The organism is Thermosipho ferrireducens, assembly GCF_017358165.1.
Lineage (GTDB): Bacteria > Thermotogota > Thermotogae > Thermotogales > Fervidobacteriaceae > Thermosipho_B > Thermosipho_B ferrireducens.
Genome location: NZ_CP071446.1, coordinates 277727 through 302365 on the forward strand (window position 1 = coordinate 277727; position 24639 = coordinate 302365).

Annotated in this window: 27 protein-coding genes and 1 tRNA gene; 7 read left to right on the forward strand and 21 right to left on the reverse strand. The window is 34.3% G+C overall.

The window, feature by feature from the left end; genetic code table 11:
- Positions 1–9 precede the first annotated feature (9 nt).
- From JYK00_RS01370 to JYK00_RS01435, 14 genes are all read right to left on the reverse strand, one after another.
- Positions 10–558, reverse strand: coding sequence for a hypothetical protein (locus JYK00_RS01370; RefSeq protein WP_207566940.1), 549 nt, complete (start codon positions 556–558; stop codon positions 10–12).
- 13 nt (positions 559–571) lie between these two features.
- Positions 572–1255 carry a translation initiation factor eIF-2B alpha/beta/delta subunit family protein gene (locus JYK00_RS01375; RefSeq protein ID WP_228288181.1) on the reverse strand — a complete coding sequence of 228 codons (684 nt, stop codon included), beginning with the start codon at positions 1253–1255 and terminating at the stop codon, positions 572–574.
- Positions 1252–2208, reverse strand: coding sequence for an elongator complex protein 3 (locus JYK00_RS01380; protein ID WP_207566941.1), 957 nt, complete (start codon positions 2206–2208; stop codon positions 1252–1254). The genes JYK00_RS01375 and JYK00_RS01380 overlap by 4 nt, the downstream gene beginning before the upstream one ends.
- Positions 2205–2642: a GatB/YqeY domain-containing protein gene (locus JYK00_RS01385; protein ID WP_207566942.1), complete on the reverse strand. Its 438-nt coding sequence runs from the start codon at positions 2640–2642 to the stop codon at positions 2205–2207. The genes JYK00_RS01380 and JYK00_RS01385 overlap by 4 nt, the downstream gene beginning before the upstream one ends.
- Positions 2643–2656: 14 nt before the next feature.
- The gene (locus JYK00_RS01390; RefSeq protein ID WP_207566943.1) at positions 2657–3607 is read right to left on the reverse strand and encodes a histone deacetylase family protein; all 951 of its coding nucleotides are present in this window, start codon (positions 3605–3607) and stop codon (positions 2657–2659) included.
- 7 nt (positions 3608–3614) lie between these two features.
- The gene (gene rpiB / locus JYK00_RS01395; RefSeq protein ID WP_207566944.1) at positions 3615–4055 is read right to left on the reverse strand and encodes a ribose 5-phosphate isomerase B; all 441 of its coding nucleotides are present in this window, start codon (positions 4053–4055) and stop codon (positions 3615–3617) included.
- Positions 4052–4381 carry an STAS domain-containing protein gene (locus JYK00_RS01400; protein ID WP_207566945.1) on the reverse strand — a complete coding sequence of 110 codons (330 nt, stop codon included), beginning with the start codon at positions 4379–4381 and terminating at the stop codon, positions 4052–4054. The genes rpiB and JYK00_RS01400 overlap by 4 nt, the downstream gene beginning before the upstream one ends.
- 9 nt (positions 4382–4390) lie before the next feature.
- Positions 4391–4729 (reverse strand): STAS domain-containing protein, encoded by a 339-nt coding sequence (locus tag JYK00_RS01405; protein WP_207566946.1) that lies wholly within the window; start codon positions 4727–4729, stop codon positions 4391–4393.
- A 9-nt stretch (positions 4730–4738) separates the two neighbouring features.
- Entirely contained in the window at positions 4739–5338 is a 600-nt protein-coding gene (lexA, locus tag JYK00_RS01410; RefSeq protein ID WP_207566947.1) for a transcriptional repressor LexA, read from the reverse strand.
- Positions 5335–5715, reverse strand: a complete 381-nt coding sequence (locus JYK00_RS01415; RefSeq protein WP_207567586.1) for an archease — start codon at positions 5713–5715, stop codon at positions 5335–5337. Before JYK00_RS01415 ends, lexA begins: the two co-directional genes overlap by 4 nt.
- Positions 5715–8129 (reverse strand): DNA gyrase subunit A, encoded by a 2415-nt coding sequence (gene gyrA / locus JYK00_RS01420; RefSeq protein ID WP_207566948.1) that lies wholly within the window; start codon positions 8127–8129, stop codon positions 5715–5717. Before gyrA ends, JYK00_RS01415 begins: the two co-directional genes overlap by 1 nt.
- A 25-nt stretch (positions 8130–8154) precedes the next feature.
- Positions 8155–10080: a methionine--tRNA ligase gene (gene metG, locus JYK00_RS01425; protein WP_207566949.1), complete on the reverse strand. Its 1926-nt coding sequence runs from the start codon at positions 10078–10080 to the stop codon at positions 8155–8157.
- Positions 10081–10776: 696 nt separating this feature from the next.
- Positions 10777–11130 carry a HepT-like ribonuclease domain-containing protein gene (locus JYK00_RS01430; protein ID WP_207566950.1) on the reverse strand — a complete coding sequence of 118 codons (354 nt, stop codon included), beginning with the start codon at positions 11128–11130 and terminating at the stop codon, positions 10777–10779.
- Positions 11130–11432 (reverse strand): nucleotidyltransferase family protein, encoded by a 303-nt coding sequence (locus tag JYK00_RS01435; protein WP_207566951.1) that lies wholly within the window; start codon positions 11430–11432, stop codon positions 11130–11132. The genes JYK00_RS01430 and JYK00_RS01435 overlap by 1 nt, the downstream gene beginning before the upstream one ends.
- 546 nt (positions 11433–11978) lie before the next feature.
- On the opposite strand from JYK00_RS01435, the gene JYK00_RS01440 reads away from it, so the two are divergent.
- Positions 11979–13079 (forward strand): chloride channel protein, encoded by a 1101-nt coding sequence (locus tag JYK00_RS01440; RefSeq protein ID WP_207566952.1) that lies wholly within the window; start codon positions 11979–11981, stop codon positions 13077–13079.
- Positions 13080–13552: 473 nt separating this feature from the next.
- Here JYK00_RS01440 and JYK00_RS01445 read toward each other — a convergent pair whose 3' ends face one another.
- Positions 13553–13918 (reverse strand): HepT-like ribonuclease domain-containing protein, encoded by a 366-nt coding sequence (locus JYK00_RS01445; RefSeq protein ID WP_207566953.1) that lies wholly within the window; start codon positions 13916–13918, stop codon positions 13553–13555.
- Positions 13911–14213 (reverse strand): nucleotidyltransferase family protein, encoded by a 303-nt coding sequence (locus tag JYK00_RS01450; RefSeq protein WP_207566954.1) that lies wholly within the window; start codon positions 14211–14213, stop codon positions 13911–13913. The genes JYK00_RS01445 and JYK00_RS01450 overlap by 8 nt, the downstream gene beginning before the upstream one ends.
- A gap of 556 nt (positions 14214–14769) precedes the next feature.
- Here JYK00_RS01450 and JYK00_RS01455 point away from each other — a divergent pair.
- The gene (locus tag JYK00_RS01455) at positions 14770–15048 is read left to right on the forward strand and encodes an FmdB family zinc ribbon protein (protein ID WP_207566955.1); all 279 of its coding nucleotides are present in this window, start codon (positions 14770–14772) and stop codon (positions 15046–15048) included.
- Between the two features lie 48 nt (positions 15049–15096).
- Here the strand turns inward: JYK00_RS01455 and JYK00_RS01460 are convergent, their stop codons facing one another.
- On the reverse strand, positions 15097–15294 hold the full coding sequence (locus JYK00_RS01460; protein ID WP_073072070.1) for a cold shock domain-containing protein: 198 nt from the start codon (positions 15292–15294) through the stop codon (positions 15097–15099).
- A gap of 473 nt (positions 15295–15767) precedes the next feature.
- On the opposite strand from JYK00_RS01460, the gene JYK00_RS01465 reads away from it, so the two are divergent.
- Positions 15768–16319: a hypothetical protein gene (locus JYK00_RS01465; RefSeq protein ID WP_207566956.1), complete on the forward strand. Its 552-nt coding sequence runs from the start codon at positions 15768–15770 to the stop codon at positions 16317–16319.
- A gap of 78 nt (positions 16320–16397) precedes the next feature.
- Here the strand turns inward: JYK00_RS01465 and nadC are convergent, their stop codons facing one another.
- From nadC to nadX, 3 genes are read right to left on the reverse strand one after another with little or no spacing between them, the layout of a single operon-like run.
- Positions 16398–17219, reverse strand: a complete 822-nt coding sequence (gene nadC, locus JYK00_RS01470; protein ID WP_207566957.1) for a carboxylating nicotinate-nucleotide diphosphorylase — start codon at positions 17217–17219, stop codon at positions 16398–16400.
- Between the two features lie 3 nt (positions 17220–17222).
- On the reverse strand, positions 17223–18158 hold the full coding sequence (nadA, locus tag JYK00_RS01475) for a quinolinate synthase NadA (RefSeq protein WP_207566958.1): 936 nt from the start codon (positions 18156–18158) through the stop codon (positions 17223–17225).
- Between the two features lie 3 nt (positions 18159–18161).
- Positions 18162–18926 carry an aspartate dehydrogenase gene (nadX, locus tag JYK00_RS01480; protein WP_207566959.1) on the reverse strand — a complete coding sequence of 255 codons (765 nt, stop codon included), beginning with the start codon at positions 18924–18926 and terminating at the stop codon, positions 18162–18164.
- A 372-nt stretch (positions 18927–19298) separates the two neighbouring features.
- On the opposite strand from nadX, the gene JYK00_RS01485 reads away from it, so the two are divergent.
- From JYK00_RS01485 to JYK00_RS01500, 4 genes are all read left to right on the forward strand, one after another.
- Positions 19299–20087 (forward strand): ABC transporter ATP-binding protein, encoded by a 789-nt coding sequence (locus JYK00_RS01485; RefSeq protein ID WP_207566960.1) that lies wholly within the window; start codon positions 19299–19301, stop codon positions 20085–20087.
- 1 nt (position 20088) lies between these two features.
- Positions 20089–20913 carry an ABC transporter permease gene (locus JYK00_RS01490; RefSeq protein ID WP_207566961.1) on the forward strand — a complete coding sequence of 275 codons (825 nt, stop codon included), beginning with the start codon at positions 20089–20091 and terminating at the stop codon, positions 20911–20913.
- Between the two features lie 176 nt (positions 20914–21089).
- Positions 21090–22304, forward strand: a complete 1215-nt coding sequence (locus tag JYK00_RS01495; RefSeq protein ID WP_207566962.1) for a CsgG/HfaB family protein — start codon at positions 21090–21092, stop codon at positions 22302–22304.
- Between the two features lie 20 nt (positions 22305–22324).
- Entirely contained in the window at positions 22325–24415 is a 2091-nt protein-coding gene (locus JYK00_RS01500; protein ID WP_207566963.1) for a flagellar assembly protein T N-terminal domain-containing protein, read from the forward strand.
- A gap of 45 nt (positions 24416–24460) precedes the next feature.
- Here JYK00_RS01500 and JYK00_RS01505 read toward each other — a convergent pair.
- Positions 24461–24548: transfer RNA gene (locus JYK00_RS01505), tRNA-Ser, on the reverse strand.
- Positions 24549–24639: the final 91 nt, after the last annotated feature.

The window sequence follows — 24639 nt, forward strand, 5'->3', positions numbered from 1 at the left end:
ACATGCTGCTTAACGTAAATTGTGAACTTCGTAAATAATATTAAAATCCAGACTGACACGTGCCAAAAAAGGAGTATTAACAGTTTTTTTTAGAATAAATCCTGAAAAATCTCTGGTTATAGGAATTGGTGCAGTAACAGTTAACAAACCCTTATCGTAAGATATTCCATAATAAGGAAACAACTGTGAAATTTGCCATGCCATGTAAGGTTCATTTGTAAAAAGTATTTTTACACTCTTTTGTTTTTTGCGAAGTTGTCTTACATCGAGCTTATCCACAATAGAAAAGTTTTGAGAAATAAAAATTGGTGTTTTGTCTATAAATATGACCACATCATCTAAAGTTTTTCGTAACTTTTTTCTTATTTTCTTTATTCTATGATAATCTGGAAAATTCGTCTTTGATAAAAAAATAACCGCACCATTAACTTTTTCCCTTTTAAACACGGAAATAATAGTATCTTCCAGTTTTTCCATAGGGTTTGTCACTATTAATATTCCCAAAATATACCTCTCGCTCTTTTTTTTAGGTTTTCTGAACCAGCTAAAAAAATTCATGTTATCTCCTCTATTAAGAAGTTATTATACCTGTTATTAAACCGTTTGGAACTATTTCAAATATGCTATTTTTTGGCTTAGCTTCAAAAAATTTTGTTCTATCGGCAAGTACAAAAAACGGCTTTTTATAATAGTTAGCAACAATAGCTAATAATTTTGAACCTACTTTATTAATAATATTTCCATTTTCAAGAACACTATCTGCACCTATCAATATATAATCGCTTTTTTCCACTACTATATGCATTTCACTATCATTTACTAACATAACTTCGTGTAAAGTACTTGCTCTTATCTTTTCAGCAAAGACAACCCCTTCACCACCTGGTTCAGATTTGAGTATATATATTCTCAGCTTTTTTTCTATGTTTTTAAAAAACTCAAATAGTGTATAACTATTACTTATTGTGGTAATAGTAGCTTCAAAATTTAATATCTCAAGGGCGTTTTTTATGGTGTTTTTCAATGAAGCTTCCAGTTCTTTTTTTATATGCGTTATATCAACTTCTTTTTCTAACAGAGAATATATCCAGCTAATAATTCCCATTTCTGGCTTGAGATGCTGCAGATCTTTTACAATTTCTTTTGCTTTTTCAAAGGAACAATTTTCTATTTTGTTTAAAATCCATTGTGCTATATCAAATGAACCTTCCTGGTTAAGCCGGGAAAATTCAGCAAACACCTGAAACTTGTTCATATTTTTTCAACTCCCTTTTCAAGAGCGAGCTTAGCAGCTTCTTCAAACGACAGATTTTCAAAAAAAATGCCTCTGGATATTATTTTACGACTTTTAAGTGGCAGTTGTTTGTTCCCATACGAATTAAACCAGCTCTCGTACCTTTTTTCGAAAAATACATTTTTAATATTTAATCGTGTTATTATTTTTTTTATTGCATCTGCTTTTACCATATCTCCAAAAGATGGATGATATGGACCGGCAATTATCGACTTCTTCTGAGACTCTGGAACATAATATCCCAATCTAATTATTTTTACCTTTTCAGAAACTGAAAGTAAAAACATTTCAGAAGTTGTATAAAGTGCTTCTTCTAACGAAAGTGGCTCATAATTTCCATCGATGAACATCTTTTCCAATTCTGTGTTTTTAAAAACCAGAGTCGGATGTATTCTAAAAATCTTAACACCGTTTTTTATAAGTAAAAGCATTGACATGTATGATTTGTAAAAACTATCTTCAGGAAGTCCTATCATTAAATGTGCTGATACCTGAATATTTGATTCCAGAAGCTGTTTAATTGCTCTTATATTATCTTCTACAGTATGGCCTCTTCCTGATGCACTTAAAACATCGTCGTACATACTTTGTATTCCAAGCTCAACAACATTTACCTTATAATTTTTTAATATACGAACAATTTCTTCTGATATTTCATCTGGTCTTGTAGAAATCCTCAGCAAGGCATCCGGAAAAAAATCTTTAACAGTTTGAAAAAACTTTTCCTGTAACCTAAAAGGGAGACCCGTGAAGGTCCCCCCATAAAAAGCAACTTCAGAAACATTATTATTACTTTTTAATAGCGCCTCTATTTTTTTTAAGTCTGGCATCTTTTCGCCTGTCATTGTAAATTGATCGCAAAAAATACATTTATGCTTACAACCAGCATTTGGAAGAAATATTGGTAATATCACGAAAGAAGCTCCTTTACTATTTTACTTACAACGGAACCTTCGGCTTTTCCTTTTAACGCTTTCATTGTTTCTTTCATCACTTTACCAAAATCTTTCTGAGTAGCCTGCAGCTTTTCTATAACTTGTTTTACAAAGTTTCTTATTTCCTCTTCAGTCATCATTTTAGGCGCATATTCTTGCAATATCTTTAACTCATTTTCTTCTTCCATGGCTAAATCATCTCTTCCTGCTTTTTTGTATGCCTGTATTGATTCCTGGCGCTTTTTTATTTCTTTCAATACTAACTGACTTATGTCTTCATCACCTGCTTCTTTCATTTTTTCAACCTCAAAGTTTTTTATAGCAGTATTTAGAAGTCTTAAAACTCTTACTTTTATTTCATCTCGCTTTTTCATAGCATCTTTTAAATCACTCATAATTTTTTCTTTTAACATGTTTTTTTACCTCCTTAAAATTTGTAAAAAAGCTCTTTTGCAGCTCTATAATTTGAATCAGGATTATATCCACCTTCCTGTATAAAAAGTATAGGAATATTCAAACTTTTAAGCATATTCCCCATTTTTCTGTAACTACCGTCATCTAAATTAAAATCTCCCACAGGATCTTCTTTGTGAGTATCAAATCCAAGAGATACTATAAGGAACTCTATATTATTTAAAGTTATTATTTCTAAAGCGTGTTCAAAACATTCTTTGTACTCATTCCACTCGACTTTTCCCGGTAGCGGGAAATTATAATTGCTTCCCTTTCCTTTCCCATTTCCTACCTCATTTTTAAACCCGGAAACCCATGGAAAGTAATACTCAGGATCACCGTGAATGGATATATACAACACGTCAGGATTTTCATAAAATATTTCCTGCGTCCCATTTCCGTGGTGAAAATCTATATCAAAGATACAAATCTTTGTTTTTGAAAGATTTAGAAGGTATTGAGCAGCTATAGCCGCGTTATTAAAATAACAATAACCACACGCAAAATCTACTGTCGCATGATGGCCAGGAGGTCTTGTTAAAACATACACATATTTTTCACCATTTATCAAAGCATTTGCTCCAGTCAGAGATGCGTTCACAGCTTCAAGAGCAGCAAAGTAAGTGTTGTTTTTTATTGGAGTTCCAGAATCTAATATTCTATCTTTAAGAAAAAATTCCGGAATGTATTCATTATCTCTCACTTTTTCAGAAAGTTTTTTTATGTGTTTCACATACCATTCAGGATGAACTTGATAAACATAAAACTCTGGAAATTTTTTAAACGTAAGTTTTTCAAAATTTTGGTCTACAAAACTTTCTATTAGTTCCAGTCTCTCTGGAACTTCAGGGTTATCAACAATTTTTCCATTATCTATTTCAAGGGTTGGTCTATAACTCTTATTCAAAACACTAATTACTTTCATAATACGGCTATTTCTCCTCTAACATTTTTATTTTGTTTACACGCCGCTCATGACGTCCACCTTCAAAGGAAGTGTTCAAAAACTCACTAACAATCCACGTTGCCAATTCATAACCTATTAATCTACCAGGCAAAACCAAAACATTGGCATTATTATGCTTTCTTGCAAGAGAACCCATTTCAGGTATAACACATAATGCTGCGCGTATTCCAGAAACCTTATTTGCCGCAATTGACATTCCTATCCCGGTTCCACATATTAAAATTCCATAATCTACCTCGCCTTTTTTAACAAGTTCAGCAACTTTTAAAGCAAAATCAGGATAATCTACACTTTCTGTGCTATATGGCCCCACATCTTCAATTTCTATATTCTTTTGAGTTAAATATTCTTTTAGCTTTTCTTTAAGCTCGTATCCCGCGTGATCAGAACCTATTGCTAATTTCATTCTTTAAACACCTCCAGAGCCTTGCTTAGAGTAGGATATATCTTTATAATTCTATCCAGTGAAGTCAGCGAAATTATCCTCAATACCATATCATTTACTCCAAAAATGGCTATATTTCCATCTGTGTTTTTGTAAATACTTAAAAAAATGCCAAGAGCAAAACTATCCACTCTTGAAACTCCTGTAAAGTCGAAAATAATTTTTGTCTTGCCTTTTGAAATAAGAGCATCGTTGACCCACGCCCTTAATGAACTTGCATTACTAAATGAAAGTTCCCCTTTTAATTTTATTATGGAAACTCCATCGATTTCACTTAAAGTATACATAAAATCACCTCAGCTGTTTAAAAACTTAATAGCCTCTGACACTGAATTTTTAATATTCAGAACCCTATCAAGATTTGTCATCCTTAACAAATGCAATATATTAGAATTCAAATTCGCAAGTACGACCTCTCCTCCATTTATCTTAAAAGTTTTGAGTAGCCCAACCAATATCCCAAGTCCTGAACTGTCAATATATTCCATATCTGTCAAATCAAGGACGCAATTTTTATATCCTTTTTTAATGGTATTTTCGTGAATGTAAGCTTTCATTTGAGGTGCATTTGAAACGTCAATTTCTCCTTTGATTTTTACTACGGGAACATCGTTTACTAATTTAATATCAAACATTTCATCACCTCACTTATAAAATCTTATGATTCCTACAAGTTTTCCAATAATTTTCACTTCTCCTGGAGAACAGATAATAGTCCCCATATTTTCGTTTTCCGGCACAAGCTCTACTCTGTCCTCTTTTAAATAAAATCTCTTTAAAGTCACTTTATCTCCAATAACCGCTGCTGCAATCTGCCCATTTGCCACTTTATACTGTCTTTTTATAATAACATAATCACCATCTATTATATGAGCATCAACCATGCTGTCTCCTGTTACTTTCAGCGCAAAATAATCTCCATATCCCTGAAGCATTCTAATGGGAATTTCTATCTCCTCATCAACTATCTCAAACATTTCTATTCCCTGGCCTGCCGATATCTGCCCTTTTACAGGGACACTAATACTTTCAGGCCTCTTTACAAGCGATATTGTTCGCGATTTATTACCGTTTCTTGTAATATAACCTTTCTTTTCCAGGGCTATAAGATGCAGTTGAGCACCCCTTGGCGTTATTTTAAAATGCCTTGCTATATCTCTTATAGAAGGTGAATATCCCCTTTGTTGAATATAATTTGTAATAAAATCAAGCACCTTTTTTTGACGCTCAGTCAACTCCCTCATACATCAAACACCACCTTTGTTCTGTACATGCTTTGATCTTTTTCAAGTCTCAATGAATGATACGTTAGAGCCTTGAACTTTTCACCAAGTAACCCCGTATATGAGCAAAACAAAGTGACATAATTCCCATTCTCAAAATCTACTTCTTTAGGAAAGTATCCTAAATCTATAGCCGCGATCCAGTCATTAACTATATCAAATATTCCATCTTCATCTTCAGAAATTTCATAGATCTGCCTTTTATAATATGAGCAATTCAAATATTCAGGCTTATAAAAATCAACAATAATATCCAGAATGTCTTTCAACACTCCAAGGAATGATTCATTCATAATTTCAAAAGCAACATCTGCGGTATGTTCTATTTCTTTATACATCACTCTTCCCCTCTTATTATAGCAAAATCTGCTATTTCATCTTCTTTTGAAAGGTTAACCAGTTTTACACCTTTTGTCACACGTCCTAAAACACTTATACTATTAATATTTATCTTTATACTCATGCCATGTTTTGTAAAAATCATCATTTCTTCCTTTCCACTTACACAGGATACTCCCACCACATTTCCTGCTTTTTCCGGACTTGAAATATTCCTTATCCCGGTACCTGCTCGCTTTTGCACACGATAATGAGAAATCTCTGTCATTTTTCCATATCCCCGGTTTGTCACAGTCAATATGTACTTATTTTCATCTGTTAACAAAGTAGAACTCACAACTTCATCATCCTTTGAAAGGCGAATCCCTATGACTCCTATCGCACTTCTTCCCATTGTCCTAACTTCTGAAATACTGAATCTTATACACATTCCATTTTTCGTGGCAATAAATACTGTTTGATTATTGTTTTCTATTCTTAACACTGAAACTAAAGAATCACCGTCTTCAAAATTGATTGCTCTCATTCCACGAGAGTTTATATTCTTAAACTCTGCAAGCTTTGTTCTTTTAACTTTACCAAGCTTTGTTACAAAGAATAATTCACCGTCAAAATTGTCAACTGAAAGCATTGTAAGAATCTTTTCATTTGCATCTATATTCAAATACCTTGCAACCTGTTTCCCCTTACTTGTACGAGAGTTTTGTTCAATTTCGTAATTGTTCAACACAAAAACTTTTCCAGAAGACGTAAAGAATAAAGTTTTCCCGTGCAAATGCGTGTATATAACTTCCATTATTGCATCATCCTGCATCAAAGAAGAACCTGTTATACCTTTTCCTCCACGTCGTTGAGTCCTGAATTCTTTTAAATCCATCATTTTCAGGTATCCTTTTTTGGTTAAAGAAATCACCACTTCTTTATCTGGAAGAAGTTGCAATATATCAAATTCTGTGGACACTTCTTCTTTTGAGAGAATAATGCTCTTCCTTCCATCACCATATTTTTCTTTTATATCTGTTAATTCATCGATTATTTTTTCATAAACTTTAGTATCACTTTCTATTAATTCCTTTTCTATTTGCATCTTCTTTATCATGTCTTCATACTCTTTAATAAGGTTTGAAAGTTCAAGTTTTGTCAACTTACCTAAACGCAAATCAACAACAGCTTTTGCCTGCTCTTTGGTAAAATCAAACATATCGATAAGCTCAGAAATAGCTGTATTCTGGTCTGCACTATTTCTTATAACAGAAATAATAGTATCAATCGAGCGAGAAGCCTTTATCAATCCTTCAAGAATGTGAGCTCTTTTTGAGTATTGTTTATAGAAGAACTGGGCTCTTCTCCTTACAATTTCAAATCTGTGCTGCACAAAAGCCCACATTATTTCTTTTAGATTCATTAAAATGGGTCTTTTATCTTTGTCAATGACAAGCAATTGCGCATGGAACTGTGTTTGAAGCTGCGTATGTTTGTAAAGATTGTTAATTATAATTTCCTCGTTCACATTTGGAGCAACCTCTATAACAATTCGTAACCCTTCTTTATCTGATTCATCTCTTATATCTTTTATTGGAAGATTAGACCTTTCGGCATATTCCACAATTTTTTTGATTAAATCAGATTTACTCACAGAGTATGGTATCTCAGTTATTACTATGCTCTTTTTCTTTTTAGATTCTTCTATACTAACTTTACCCCTTAAGGTGAAACTTCCTTTCCCTGTTAAATACATTTCTCTTATTCCAGCTTTTCCTATAATTTCTCCACCGGTTGGAAAATCAGGCCCTGGAACGTGATTCATTAATTCCTCCACACTCATTTCAGGATTTTTAATCAAAGCAATAAATCCACTAACCAACTCACTTATATTATGTGGAGGAATATTAGTTGTCATTCCAACAGCGATACCCGATGCACCGTTTGCTAAAAGGTTTGGAAACTTAGAAGGCAAAACTTCAGGTTCTTTTAACGAACCATCAAAATTATCGAGCATGTTAACTGTTTCTTTGTCTATATCTTCGAGCATTTCTTCAGCTATTCTATCAAGCCTGGCTTCTGTATACCTCATCGCAGCAGGAGGATCTCTATCAACTGATCCAAAATTTCCCTGTCCTTCAACAAGTTTGTATCTCATTGACCAATCCTGAGCAAGTCTTACGAGAGTATCGTATATAGCGGCATCTCCATGTGGGTGATACTTACCCATTACTTCTCCCACAATACGAGCCGATTTCTTAAAAGGTTTATTATGAGTAACACCCAGTTCGTACATACTATAGAGAATTCGCCTTTGCACCGGTTTAAGTCCGTCGCGTACGTCTGGTATAGCCCTTCCTATAATAACGCTCATTGAATAACTAAGATACGACTCTTTCAACTCTTCTTCTATAGATCTATAAATTTCCATTTATTTCCCTCCAATTATGAAATAATCACGAAATTTTGGCGCCAGGTTCTATATCCTGATCCACAGTTAAAAGAACTAATTTGTTTTCACGTTTTGCAGCAAGCAACATACCATTTGATTCAACTCCCATAAGTTTTGCAGGTTTAAGATTTGCAACGACAATAATCTTTTTCCCTACAAGCTGATCTGGTGCATAAAACTTTGCTATCCCTGCAACTATCTGTCTTTTGCCAAGTTCTCCTAAATCAATTATTAATCTAAGAAGTTTCTCAGACTTTTGAATTTTTTCCGCTTCCAATACCTGAGCAACTCGAAGTTCCACTTTTGCAAAATCATTTATACTTATCAAATCAACAACATTTTCGCTCTCTAATTTCTTTTCCATCTTTTTCACCCCATCAGCTATTTTTTTGAAAGCCCTCATATCTATTTTGGTAAACAACGGTTTCCCGTGAATCACAGAAGAACCAGCTGAAAGAAATCCCCATTTTTCAGAAAAAACTTCATCAAAAGAAGCAGTTACATTTAACCTTCTGAGCACTTCACTGGAAGAATCAGGCATAAATGGCGACAGAAGAACTGCTATTTTTAGCACAGCTTCTAAAGTATTGTAAAGAACAGTGGCAAGACGCTTTTTATTTCCTTCCTTTGCAAGTACCCATGGCTTATTTTCATCAAAATAGCGATTTGTTTCCGCAATAAACTTCCAGATCTCTTCCAGAGCAGTTGTAAGCTTATAATTATCCATGGAGTTTATATAACTTTCATACAATTCTGAATAATATGTTCTTAACCTTACATCCGAATCAGTTTCATCCTCAGGATCTGGTATCTTTGAATCAAAATGTTTCTTTACCATAGCAATAGTTCTGTGCAATAAATTTCCATAATCATCTGCAAGATCAGAATTTAACCTTTGTACAAGATTCTCTTCGGAAAAATCTCCATCTTTTCCAAATACTATGTCCCGAGCAAGATAATACCTTACAACATCGTTACCATATTTTTTTACAAATTCCCTGGGATCAATAGCATTTCCAAGCGATTTACTGATCTTCTGGCCATTCACTGTCAACCAACCATGAGCAAAAATCTTCTTTGGAAGAGGCAACCCAACAGACATTAGCATCGCAGGCCAGATTAAACTATGAAACCTATTAATTTCCTTTCCAATCAAATGAACATCCGCAGGCCACCACTTTTTAAACTTTTCCTCATTTTCACCGTATCCAATAGCAGAAATATAATTTATCAAAGCATCAACCCAGACATATATAACATGTTCGGGGTCATCGGGCATTTGAACTCCCCATTTAAAAGTCGTTCTTGTGATTGAGAGATCCTTTAATCCACCCTCCAGAATTTTTAACATTTCGTTTTTTCTAAATTCAGGCTCAACAAAGTCTGGATTCTCTTTAAAATGCTTTAAAAGCGGTTCTGTGTATTTTGACAGTTTAAAGAAATAATTTTCCTCTTCAACAAAATTTAAAGGCCTTCCACAGGATGGACATAAATGCTTTCCTTCCTCAGACTTTTCAATTTCATCTTCGTTCCAGTAAGTTTCACACGGAATACAATACCATCCTTTATAAGCTCCTTTATAAATATCTCCATTTTCCTTCATTTTTTTCACAAAAAGTTGAACAGTTTTCATATGCTTTTCATCAGTGGTTCTTATAAAAAAATCATTTGTTATTTTTAAATCCTTCCAGAGCTGTTTAAACTTTCCAGAAAGCTCATCACACAATTCCTGTGGTGTCTTACCACTTGACCGGGCTGCCTGAAGAATCTTTTGCCCATGCTCATCAGTACCAGTTAAATAAAAAACTTCGTAACCCAGTAATCTTTTGTAACGCGCAATTATATCCCCTATTATTGTTGTATAAGCGCTTCCAATGTGAGGTTCAGAATTTACATAATAAATAGGAGTAGTGATATAAAATTTTTTCACTTCATCACCTCCAGATAATTTTTATTTATTTCTTTTTTAATTATATCACAATACCTCTCCATATTCTTTATCAAATATGCATGATTACGTTAAAATCGTAAGAACAACACAAAAAGAAATAAAATGAAAGGAATGTCATCTCGAGCAAAGCGAGAGGGATGTCATCCTGAGGAATGTAATGACGAGGGATCTTATCCTTTTGTCATTCCGAACGCACGTGAGGAATCTTATCTTTTCCCAACCCTTGCTAAAATCAAGATTCCTCGTCGCATACGCTCCTCGGAATGACAGGAAACGGGGGATTCCTTGACACATGTGCTCCTCGGAATGACAGAGAGGGGAATTCATCGCATTCCCGCTCTCAGGAACGACTTTCTCCTTTTTTGTCATCCTGAGAAACGAAGTGACGAAGGGGATGTCATCCCGAGGAACGAAGTGACGAAGGATCTTATTCTTTTTACCAACCTCGCTAACTCTCGCTAATCTCGCCAATCTCGCCAACCTCGCTAAATAAAAGATTCCTCACCCTTCGGGTTCGGAATGACAGGGGTGGGGGATTCCTCTCTTCTACGCTCCTCGGAATGACAAAAAGGAAAGGTGTCATCCTGAGCGTAGCGAAGGATCTTATACAAAGAGCCCATCTTTTTACCTTCCTAATTGGTATACCACACAACATTTATCATGTATCAGGAATTATTAGAACTGGTCATTATAACCCAGTTTTTCTAATATTTTATTTATTTGAATTTTAAGGTTCGAAATATCTTTTTTTACTGTTTTCCAGACAATTTCATAATTTACGCCAAAATACTCATGAATTAGTTTATCTCTCATACCCGCTATTTCTCTCCAGGGAATATATGGATATTTTTCTTTAAAACTTTGCGGTAAGTTCTTTACAGCTTCTCCTATAATCTCCAGACTTCTGATAAAAGCCCGAATCATAACAGGGTTACTGATAAAATCAGCATACTCAAGTCCATTAGAATTTTCTATTAAAAACTCGCATTCCTGTAATATATGTTCAAGATACGGCTTTGCTTTTTTCATTATATAACCTCGACCTCTTTTATATAAGGTTTTATAAAAGGACTTATACTTTTTTCTGTAAGAAGGTCCACTTTCACGCCCAGTATCTTACTTAGTTCTTCCTCAATTCTCACAAATTCAATAAGTGTTGGCACTTCATAAAAATCTACAATTAAATCTATATCACTTTTTTCTGTTTGCTTTCCTTCTGCATATGAACCAAAGATTTTCAAGCTTTTTATTCTATACTTTTCCTCAAGATATTCTCTGTGCTGGATAAGAATCTGTATAATTTCTTCTAAAGACTTTACATTCTCCTTCATTATTCTCACCCTTTATTATTTTAACCCATTCATAGGACATTATTTCAAACTTTTCTTTTATAAAGAGTATATCAAATACATCGCTCTTTTTTCAAATTCTCTTTTGCCATTCCAAACGCATTTAAGGAATTCTATTTCTCTTCGAAAGGTATTAAGATTCCTCGCCTTCTACGCTCCTCGGAATGACAAAAGAGAAAGGTGTCATCCTGAGGAGCGCCAGCGACGAAGGATCTTATTTTTTTCCCCAACCTCGCCAACTCTCGCAAGATCCTTCGCACTCCGTGCTCAGGACAGGCCTTGCTAACCTCGCTAAATATAAGATTCCTCACCCTTCGGGTTCGGAATGACAGGAGCGGTAGATTCCTCGTCGCTACGCTCCTCGGAATGACAGGAGGCGGGGGATTCCTTGTCACTGCGCTCTTATTGGAATGACAGGGGTGGAGGATTCTTCGTCGATACACTCTTTGGAACGACAAAGAATAAGGAAATCGTTGAAACGACAAAAAAAGAGTATTAAAACTCGATGTTTTTGATATAATTTTTTGTATGAGAGAAGTTGTATTTACAATAATAGCTGGTATAGCATCTGGGATTATATCTCCATTTATAGAAGGCTCGATGGTGAGTCTTATTCGTTTTATAAACAATTTTCTGGGAGAGTTTATAATCTTTACTCCTGTACTTGGTTTTTGTATAGTTGGATTATTGGCAAAAAAGTCTCCTATCATTCTTGGTACAGGAGTTAACGCGTATGCCAATGAAAACACACGAATTTCTTTAACAGATACTATCCTTAAATACGTTTCCACAATTGTTACTTTAGGTTTTGGAGGAAGTGGAGGACTTGTATCTCCTACTCTTTATTTAGGAAGAGGTATTTCAGAAAGCGTATATATGAAAAGAGAACGAATTCTTTCAATAGCTTTTGCATCTGGAATGCTTACATATTATCTGGGTACACCGCTTACAGCGGCTCTTCTTTCTGTGGAATATCTTAGAAAGGACGAGGTTTCGTATGAAGATCTAATGCCCGCTGTGCTGGCTTCAGCCATAAGCTATTACAATTACAAAGCCTTAGGATATAAACCCATCTTTTTAAGCATTGTAAATATAAATGATCTTCCTTCCATTAACACAAAATATGTTATTATATCTTTCTTGATAGCCATAATCTTTGGAGGAATAGCTACAGGCATATACTTTTTAAAATGGATTTATAGAAAATACACAGAAAATTTGACTATGTACAAAAAGACTTTCTTTTCTGGCCTTTTAGTTTCGACTGTTGGAATTATATTTGGTGCGAAAGTTTTAGGACTTCGTGTTATCCTTGGAGAAAATCCTATAAATTTTATTTTTGGCAAAATTTTAGCCACAGTGTTCACAATAGAATCCATGGGAAGTAGTGGATATTTTACACCTTTAACAACGGTGGGAATAAACCTTGGACATATAGCCTCAAATTTTGGTCTTCCACATCAAATTGGCGCTGTTCTTGGTATATCTTCTATGCTTTCTTCCATGTTAAACATCCCAATTGCCGCTGTTATTTTCCCGATTGAACTCTGTGGATATAAAGCTTTGATTCCGGCAGTTATAGGGTCTTCTGTATCCTATATGATTTATAAAAGATTCAGACTTGAATAGCAACTATAGCTTACTTTGAAAAACTTTTGAATTTTCTTATAAAGATTCCTCGTCGCGTGTGCTCCTCGGAATGACAGGAGCGGGGGATTCCTCGTCGCGTGTGCTCCTCGGAATGACAGGAGCGGGGGATTCCTCGTCGCGTGTGCTCCTCGGAATGACAGGAGCAGGGGATTCCTCGTCACTACGCTCCTTGGAACGACAGGGGGCGGGGGATTCCTTGACATATGTGCTTCTCGGAATGACAGAGAGAGGGAATTCATCACCTTCCCGCTCTCAGGAACGACTTTCTCCTTTTTTGTCATCCTGAGGAGCGCCAGCGACGAAGGATCTTATTTTACCAACCTCGCAAGATCCTTCGCACTCCGTGCTCAGGACAAGCCTTGCTAACTCTCGCCAAATAAAAGATTCCTCAGGAATAGCAAAAAAGGTAACCTAAAAATTTAAAATAAGTTCAGACAACATACTGGCTACTGCTAATATTCAATCTGGTCTTTCCAGCCTTCTTTTTCAATAATGTTTTTCAGTTTTTCGAAAAGTTCAAAAATATCTTTTTTAATAATCTTCCATAAAATATACGTATCTATACCAAAATAAAAATGAATCATTTTATCTCTTGCTTTTGCTATCATGCTCCAACCTATATATGGATATTTATTCCTAAATTCCTTTGATATATTTTTAACTGCTTCGCCTAATATTTCAATATTTCTTACCACAGCATCAATAGTTTTACTATCTTTCTTAAAATCTTCAAAAGATAAATCCTTTGTATACTGAAAAATCTTTTGACATGATAAAAACATATCCAACACAAATTCCCTGTCTCCTCTTTTATACATACTCCACCTCACGCTTTATTCTTTCCTTTACAGGTTTAATTCTTATGTCTTCAATACCTGAAGGTGTTATGACGTCTATCTCTCTATCAAATAGATTTTCAAGATACTCTATAAGACCTATAAAATCTTTCATTCCTCCTCTATCTTTTTCAAACTCAACTACAAAATCTATATCACTTTTCTCATTAGCTTCATTTCTCACAACAGATCCAAAAATCCCTATTCTCTTTACTCCAAACTTCCTGATCTCATCCATATTTTCCTTTATTAATTTTATAACCATTTCTTTTTTCATATTTCTGCCTCCTTAACACTGGGGACTAAACAACGGACTCATATATTTTTTATTTTTTAATCCAAACCATCTCAATAATCTTTAATTTGCATTTAGTAACCCAGGTTTTTACATCATTTATACTAAATATGCCAAAAAATCTGGCTTTTTAAGCTTCTTTATATAAAGAGTATATCAAATGTATTGCATTTTTTTCAAATTTTCTTTTGCCATTCCAAAGCATGTAATGAATCTTATTCTCTTTTCAAAAGGTATTAAAATTCCTCGTCGCTACGCTCCTCGGAACGACAGGGAGCGGGGGATTTCTTGACACATGTGCTTCTCGGAATGACAGAGAGGGGGGAATTCATCGCCTTCCCGCTCTCAGAAACGACTTTCTCCTTTTTTGTCATCCTGAGGAGCGCCAGCGACGAAGGATCTTTTTTTACTAACCTCGCCAACTTTCGCCAACCTTACCAATCTTGCTAAAACTTAAAAGCACTTGATATACAATCTATTAGTCTGTATAATATTCATGAAGTATTGTTAAAAATAACCTGGACCGGGAGGTGAAAGCATGCCAATGTACAGATATATCTGTGAAAATTGCGGCCTGGAAAAAAGAGAACTTCATAGCATGAATGAAACACCTGAAATTATTTGTGATGAATGTGGAAGTAAAATGACAAAAGCTATAGGACGTGTAGGTATCGTTTTTAAAGGCAGTGGATTTTACATAACAGATAGTAAAAATACAGGTATAGGTAACGGTGGAAAAAATTCATCAAGTAATAATAGCAGTAGCAAAGATTCTTCTAAAGAAAGTAAATCTTCCGTTACAGCAAACTCTAAATAATATAAAAGCCCCCCTTTTTAGGGGGGCTTAATTATTTCCTGGTTTGAATTAGAGAGGTTTTACATTTGCTGCTTGTGGACCTTTTTGGCCTTCCTGGACATCAAACTCTACCTCTTGACCTTCTTTTAATGTTTTAAAACCATCAGTCTGAATAGCACTCCAGTGAACAAATATGTCTTCTCCGTCCTCCTTGGTAATAAAACCATAACCTTTCTTTGCATCAAACCACTTAACTGTACCTTTCATGTAAAAACGCCTCCTCGTAAATCAATTTCCATCCCCAATGCGGGGTTACATTCAGTATACACCCATACCGAATTTTTGTCAAATATTTATTTAAATTGATCTCTAAACTTTTTTGAAACGGCGAGGTTATCAAGGTTGGTCCCCACATTTATGTCATTCCGAGGAGCGCAGAAGGCAAGGAATCCACCGCCCATGTCATTCCGAACCTGAAGGGTGAGGAATCTTGTATTTAGCAAGATTAGCGAGAGTTAGCGAGAGTTGGCGAGGTTGGGAAAAAATAAGATCCTTCGTCGCTGACGCTTCTCAGGATGACATCTCCCTCACGTTCGTTCGGAATGACAAAAGGGAAAGATCCTTCGTCATTTCGTTCCTCTGAAAGACAAAAGACTTTGTAGTCATTTAAAAATTCTAAGCAAACTCTAAGTTAATCTCCATATAATCTATGTGTAAATCAAAAACAGGGAGGTGAAACCATGAAGAAAGCATCTTTGATTTTTGTATTTTTACTCACTTTTTTCACAGGAATCATTTTCGCAGATGGTCAGATGATGGGAAGTTATACTCCTCAAACTCCTCAAAAATTTCAAAATATTCCTCTAAAAAATATTAAAATAAGTGATGAAGCAACAGTTGTTGGCACTATAAAAAATATCTTAATAGAACCAGGAACTTTAAGAAGAGTAACGCTAACTGTTGAAACCAAAGAAGGAGATGTTGAAGTTATAGTAAGACCTATATGGAAATTTTTCGACTTTAAACCGGGATTATCAGTAGAACTGAACATAAGAGAAATAACTATAAATGACGAAACTATCAAAGTCGCATTTGGAGCAACAATAGACAATATAACTGTCAGAATACCCATAAAAGTCATTCGAGGTTTTGTAAGAGAATGGATGGAAAGATTTTACTATTACAAAAACTATAATAACAATTTATACGATTTCCCACCATGTCACCCTGAACCATATGGACCGTACTTTATGTATAACCATCCTCCATTTATGATGCATAGAGGTTGGTAGTCTTAAGATCTAATTTATTAATTATTTTGCAAAGCCCGGTTTTTTAAACCGGGCTTTTTATAAAACTTGCCAGTGTTTTTATTTTATTTCAAGGGAAAAATCTATATAACTGATTTCTGTTGTCAATTTCCCCATAGAAATTACATCGATATTATCATCTACATACTCAAGATAATTATTCTCATTAATCCCACCTGAAACCTCTATAATTAAGTCCGAAAAACTTTGTTTTAATTTCCATGCTAAAGATTTCGCCTTTTCAGGAGAAAAATTATCAAGCATCACAATGTCTGCTCCATATTTTGCTGCAATAAACGCATCTTCTTCTTTTTCAATTTCTACCTCTATTTTTTTTGTGAATGACCCGTATTTCTTAACTTCGTCTATAGCTTCTTTAACACCGCCGTATAGTTTTATATGATTGTCTTTTATCATTATACAATCTGAAAGAGAAAACCTATGAGTGTCTCCTCCTCCATGCATTACAGCCAACTTTTCCAGATTACCTATTCCTGGAAAAACTTTTCTTGTAGCCGCAAGCTTTGTTGTCCCACGAATTCTACTAACTAAATTGTATGTCTTTGTTGCTATGGCAGTCATTAAAGAGAATATATTAAGCATAGTTCTTTCTACAATCAATATATTGTAAGCATTACCTGAAATTATTCCTATAGTATTCTTATTTACAAGTTCTCCATCATGAACAAAAAATTCATACTCTATCTGATACTCATCCAACAACGTTTTTATAAATTCTATTCCGGAAATTATTACATTGCTTTGTTTTAAAATTATCTCACCAGAAGCTTTTCTATCTTTTAATCCGTACGATGCTATATCAAAAAATGAACTATCCTTTTCAATCCAGTTTTTTACAAGGCGTATTTCATATTCAAACACATTTTATACCTCCATTAGCTTAAACATATTTAGTATTGGAATTTTTGCTTTTTCTATAAGCCAATCTGGAAGTGTTATTTTATGTTCCTCGTTTAACAACGAAAAGTAAACGTTTTTCAAATAATTTTTCTTCATATTGTTGCATATAGCATCTTCTTTTAGTGGATAAAACTTTTTATCTTTAAAAGTTTTTGAAAGTTTATGAATCATTCCAATCTCAGTACCAACCACATATTCATCTGCTTCTTCAAATTCTGGAAATTTCATCATTTGACCTGTACTTCCCGTATAGTCACACAATGAGCGAATCTCTTCAGGTGCCTCTGGATGAATCATTATCTTCGCATCTGGGTATTTCTCTCTTGCTTTTTTTACATCTTCTACTGAAAATCTGTTGTGTACATAACAATAACCTGTCTCTCCTGGTATAACCACTACCTTTTTTCCTGTTTTTTCAGCTACAAACCTACCCAGATTTTTGTCAGGCCCAAATAATATGGTATCAGAATCAATTTTATTAACTATTTCAACGGCGTTTGAGGAAGTGCATGTATAATCTGCTAACGCTTTGCATTCGGCTGTACTATTAACGTACAATACCACGGGAGCATCTGGATATTTATCTTTATATTCTTTGATTATTTCTGGTGTTAATGAATTTGCCATTGGACAGGTTGAATTTTTCGTCGGTACTATTATATTTTTTTCGGGATTTAAGATTTTTAAAGTTTCAGCCATAAAATCCACTCCCAAAAACAGGATATTATCGTTGTTTATTTTCGTGGCCCACTTAGCAATCTGTAAAGAATCCCCTGTAAAATCCGAGATATCCTGTAATTCTGGTATTATATAATTATGAGCTAAAATCATGTAGTTTTTATCATTTTTTAAGGTTAAAATCTCTTCTATTAAACGTTTATAGTTGTCTGGTTGTCTCATTTTTTAACCCCCTATTTTAAATTTAATGTTTTGTCTTTTTATAATTCGAACAATAGATAAAGGAGCTAAATAGCTTGTTTTTGGATTTTCCGATGGATAGTTTTCAAATTCGAGTTTGTAATTACCAACTTTTGATTCTATTTTGATTATATGTTTGTTTCTTTCTATCAATGGATCTGCCACTATTTTCACTTGCACTTTATTAAAATCTCTTACCGCTAATGATAACGTAACAGCAACATTAACGTTTCTGGGGAAAACTTTAATAGCTTCTGTGGAGCTTCCATCAAATACTACTGTTTCATCCTTTACATTCAACCCTAAACTTTCAGGTCTTTTTTTTGTTATCAACGTAATGTTATATACCTTATCATATATAGCCTCAATTAAATCAAGCCCTCCTATAGCTCCAGTGGCTATGTAAACTTTACTATTTGAACTTTTCAATTCATTCATGAAAGAAATTCTGAAATTTTCATCTGCAAAAGCTCCTGTACTCAACACTATTAAGTTTTTATCCGATTTTAAGATTTCTATACCATATTCACATAACGCCTCTATTGAGGCAACTTCTACAACATAATCAACATTGAGTTGTCTTAATTCTTCTATCTCTTTGTATTCAATATAAACAGCGTCAAATCTTTCCTGCAGTTTTTTAATCTGGTTAAGATTTTTATCATAAAAATATGCCTTCTCTATTATTCCACGAAGTTCTTCTAAAATGATACTCGCAGAATTTCCCGCTCCCAGAAAAAATATTCGCATAATCTCCCTCCGCTTTTTAATCTTTACACTATTATACAGCAAATGTAAAATACAGTCAATCGAACAGGACAAGGCGCGGAATAAATTAAGTAACAAAAAATTAACTATTTCTTAATTATCTGTGTGCGTTGCCATGTTATAATGATTTCCAAGAATTTCCGAAAAATTTTTTTGAAAAGGAGGCGAGGCAGATGTTTAGATTTGGGTTTAGAACACAGGTAAGTGGAATATCTTTACGCTATTGCTCTGCTTCGCCGGAGGTTAGGTTTGCGAACAATCTGTGATTTAATCGTAAAAAATGCAAGCCGTGGCGAAGCGCCACGGCTTTTTTTTTAGCCAGAATGAAACTTTGAGAACAGAGGGGGTATTAACATGAAAGCATTAGAAGTTTACAAAGTCAGTAAATATTTTAATAAGGGAAAGAAAAGAAAAGAACTCATTAGAGCAGTTGACAGCATTAGTTTCGAAGTTTACGAAAAAGAGATATTTGGAATATTAGGTCCAAACGGTTCTGGAAAATCCACGCTTATTAGAATGATTTCAACATTATTAATTCCGGATGAGGGAACTATAAAAGTATTTGGATACGATGTAATTAAAGATGCCTTTAAAATTAGAAATATAATAAATCGCGTATCAGTAGAAGCAAGTTTTTTTAAAAAGCTCTCTGCAAAAGAAAATCTTTTATTTGCAGCTGGATTATATGGGTTAAGTAGAAAAAGGGCATTTAAAAAAGTATTAGAACTAAGCCAAAAAGTAAATCTACCTCATAATAGATTAAATGAACCTCTGGAAGACTTTTCCAGGGGAATGCAGCAGAAAGTGGCAATTGCCAGGGCGTTTTTAACATCTCCAAAATTGTTGCTTTTGGATGAGCCTACAACAGGTCTGGATCCAAGAGCAAAAAAAGAAGTTCAAGAACTTATAGTAAACGCAAGAAAAGAAGGAACTACTATTCTTTTAACAACACATGATATGTTAGAAGCTGAAAAACTCTGTGATAGAGTTGCAATTATCCACAAGGGAAAAATAATTGTTATAGGAACTCCTGAAGAGTTAAAACGTTCTGTAAACCCACATTCTAAAAACGTTACACTTGAAGATGTTTTCATGTTTTACACCGGTGAGACTTTTGAAGAGGAATTTCAGGAGGTGAGCTAATATGGAACTTGTCATAAAAGAACTAAGAGCTTGCTGGGCTTTTATAGAAAGAAATTTCAACCTTATAAAAAGATATTGGAAATGGGAACTTGTCTTTTTTGTATATACAATAGCTAACTCAGTGACCATGGGATTTATTGGTAAAGGCATTGAAAGTTTCGGCGGACAAAAAGTAAATATTGATTATCTAATATTATACATGCTTTTAGGTTCTATTCTGTGGGGGTATCTTTCCATAATCTTCGCAATAGTAGCGGAAACAGTCGCGTGGGAAAGATGGGAAGAAACAATTGAATATACATTTATGGCCCCGGTTTCACGGGTTACTCATCTTTTAAGTGTGTGTATATTTAGTATCTTGTATGGAATTTTGAGAAGCGGGTTAATATTATTTGTAGTTTCATGGTTCTTTGACCTTGATCTGTCAAATGCAAACATCGCATCAGCTGGTATAGTTCTTGTAACCGCGAGCCTTTCTTTCATAGGACTTGGAATCGTGGCAGCTGTATTACCGTTGATTTCACCTGAGAAAGGCGTTCATGTGGTGCACATTTTCCAATCTTTACTTCTTATGTTTTCAGGAGTGTATTATGAGATAGATGTTCTGCCGACCTGGATGCAGAAAATCGGGCGTTTTTCCCCTGCAACTTATGCTTTAAAGGGAATGAGACAGGCAATTTTAAAAGGCCAAGAAGTCAAAGAGTTATTACCTCAGCTTTCAGCGCTTGCATGGATGGGATTGATTCTTTTACCATTGGGTATCTTAATTTTTTCAAAGGTTGAAGCATACGCTAAAAGAAAAGGACTTTTAAAAAGAAACGGATAATTCAGAAAAAAGGTAGCCGCATGGATCTGGCTGCCTTTTTTATTTAACACACATAACCCTAATAACGTAATTTCAAGCAATTTCATTCATCTTGTGATATAAAAATAAATTTGAAGTTTAATTTGTTTATCCCATATAAAAAGTGCTATAATACTTTCATCAAGGAGGTGACACTTATGAAAAGATTATTTCTTCTTTTAATATTGTTGTTAAGCCTTACAACAATTTTTAGTGCTGGAAGGGGTATATCAATTTCAGAAAAAATTGGAATAGTGATACTGCCGGCTAAAGTAAGTGGCGGGTGGAATATAAGTGATGCAGACCATCTTATCTCAATTCTTGAAGAAAAAGCTCTTGAGCTTCAACGCTTTAAAGTGTTTTCGAGAAATGACATTGAAACGATAATCAAAGAAAGAAATTTAGGTGATCTTGGCATAACAGAAAATGCATTACAAGCCAGTAAATTAGCTGGAGCAAGATACGCCATTCTCCTTACACTTACAAGTTTATCAGCACAGTACAGCGAAAGCAGTTACGGTTATCTTGGAAGCGCAAGATTATCACTTAAACTATACGATTTAAAGAATGGGGAATTGTTAGCCGCGAAAAGTTTTGAAAAAAGTACCTTCTTTGGAGAAGAAACTTACGAACAGGCCATAAACGCCGTCATAACCATATTGGCTGATGATATATGGTTAACTTTGAGAGAATTTTTCAAACTTGAAGCTTATGTAATTAAAGTAGAAAATGGAAAGGTGTATCTTGGAGGTATTGATCCAAAAATTATTAAAAAAGGATTTATATTCAAAGTAGAAACTGAAGATGGGAACGTTGGTTTTATAGAAATACTCGGATATAACAAAAGGACCAACGCAGTAATGGGAAAATTCATGTATGGAGCGATGCCACAGGAGTATGATCCTGCGACAGAATACCCAGTTTCACCTTATATAGCAAGTATAGGAATAGGCCTATACTCTGGAAAAGTTTCATTAAATATGGTTGGTTGGAGCACTTCACAAAAAATTTACTTGAACACAGGAATAATAATGGCCAATTTCACAAACTATATACCAATGCAAATTACTGCTGGTATCAAGCAAAGTCTTTTAAAATTGGGAAGAATCGAAACAAGCGTTGTGGGAGGCGTTCATCTGCTCTCCTTATATGATATGAGTGAAACATCGACAGAACCTTTCCTTCCAACTTTCGGACTTGCAGGTGGTGTTCATATTTCATACGACTTTGAACCAAAGAGTAAACTTTTTGCTGAAGTCTTATATACTATGACGTTTCCTGATTCATTTACTCAATATATTCTAACCTATATTTTTGGAATAGATCAAACAAGTTTTATGCAAATAACAGCTGGATATGCTTTTTCTTTTTAAAAGGATAGGGGTGAGTGGTTATGAAAAAAGTTCTTTTTATAATTTCAATCTTTATACTAATAATGTTGCTTTTTTCATGTGACGTGTTTTTCCAATCATCATCAGATTCTAAAAAAGCAACGCAAATTACTATACCTCCTGGATATTTAGGAGCAATTGGTGAAGGAGTTTCTGAAAATGAAGGCAAAGCAGAAAATATTGCGCAAAAAGTTGCTCTTCAAAGGCTGTCTGAGCAAATATATGTCGAACTTCAGGCTGAATCCACACTAAAAGAAGAGTTAACTCAGGTGATTAGTAATGAAAAGTTAAAAGAAACTGCTATAACTAATTATGAAAATATTGTAAAAACAAAAGTAAATATCGAACTTCTAAACGTAGATTTTAACCTTATAGAAAAGCGCTTTGAAAAAAATAATTACTATGTAAAAGTTCTTGCCCTGTTAGACAAAGATATCGCGCTCAATATTTTTAACACATATCTTGCCATAAAAACTGGCGAAGCACTGCTTAGAACAAAAATGATTTATTCAGCTTATAACATAATAAATCGCTATGAGAAACTTTTAAGCGATAATAAAAATATTCTTCCACCAAAAATGTTCTCTGAACTTACATACATAGTTGCAAAAATTAAAAATGAATGGAACATCATACAACAGGAACTTAAAAATTTAGATAAGCTGAATATTGTAGATGAGAAAAGTAGTTTAAAAGCCCTTGAAATACTTGATCGTATTCATGAAACGTCTATTGATATACCAGACGAGATTATTAAAAAATACAGGGAAAAGGCAAGAAAATATGTAAAAAATTATAGCCTTAACATTTCCGGCCCTTCAAAAGTAAGTTTAGGCCAGAGAATTGTTCTGGAAGCTTCGTTAAATCCTCGTATATCAGGAAACTTCAATTTTGTTGTAAAAGCAAATGGGGCAAAATTCCCGGAGTTAGTAACCTTCACAAATGGAAAGAGTATAATCAGTGGCCTTGTAAATGATACAAACGTAAAAGTTACTATTAGTCTTGGTGGAGTTATACAGGCCACATGGGCACCAGGAACACGTGAAGGACCTGGAATTTCTGCTGAAGTTTCAAAAGACATTATAAGAATTTCTTCTCAGGGTGTAGCTACCATTGAAAATGAAGACCTGGCCTCTGCGAGGGAAAACGCTATAAAATCTGCAATAGTTCAGGCTATTAAAAAAGGAGCGGGAATAGTTTTTTCTGGAAATGAAAATATGTTGTTAAATATTCCGGTAGATGAAACAATAATAAACGCATTAATGGGAGTAATAAATTATGAAATAGTCAGTGAAAAGAGAAAAGAAACACTTTACTACATAATATTAAATGTGAATTTCAATAAATCTCTTTTTTCCTCGGCAATTAATAAAGTAATCGAGAATCAACCCCCAGGATATGCTTTGCTAATGGTAACAGGTGACAACTATGAATATATAAGTTCTTCTATGGAGAACATTCTTATTGAGAATAACATAAAACTTGTTTCGAAAGAATATTCCAGAAAGATATTAGAACAACAAAAGTCTGAAAACTATGATCCAGAAACTCTGGCAAAATTAGCACTTCTTACAGCTGCAAAATATATTATAAACGTGAAAGTTCATTACGGTGAAACTTACGTGGAAAGTTATCAATTGTGGTCCATGCGTTTGTTTACAAACGTTCAGATAATCGACACACGAACTGGAGAAATAATAAAAAGTGAAAATTTCGAAGAAGTTAATTCTGGTGCGACCAAAGAATCTGCTATTTCAAAGATAATAAATAGCCAAAAATACATAGATTTTATCAAATCAATAGCTCAACTCCTTAAAACTTCTCCCTCTTCTGAAAAAGCATCTTTTATAAAGGAATATACCCTGATATTTTACGTAGAACGCCCTGTGTATATACTGGTGCTAAAAGATTATCTTTCCAGACATTTTGATAAAGTCCAGCTTATGTTAAAAGAAACTGAAAAAGGGACATTCAAAATTGAAACATCCATCAGTTTAAATGAAATAGTATCTATTATAAAAAGTTTCCCTAATTTAAAAATAACATTAAAAGCTCATAAGGAACAACAATTAATATTCGAGGTAACAAAATAAAAAAGGGAAGGTAAGCACCTTCCCTTTTCTAATATCCTGTATTCCTGGCGGAGGCGGTGGGACTCGAACCCACAAGGGCCAGAGGCCCACCGGTTTTCGAGACCGGCTCCTTAGCCAATTCGGACACGCCTCCCTTTAGTTTAATAATAGCATAACTTAAAATTTAATTCAATATCTGAATTTTTAATTTGGCGATATTAGCGAGGTTGGCAAGAGTTAGAAAA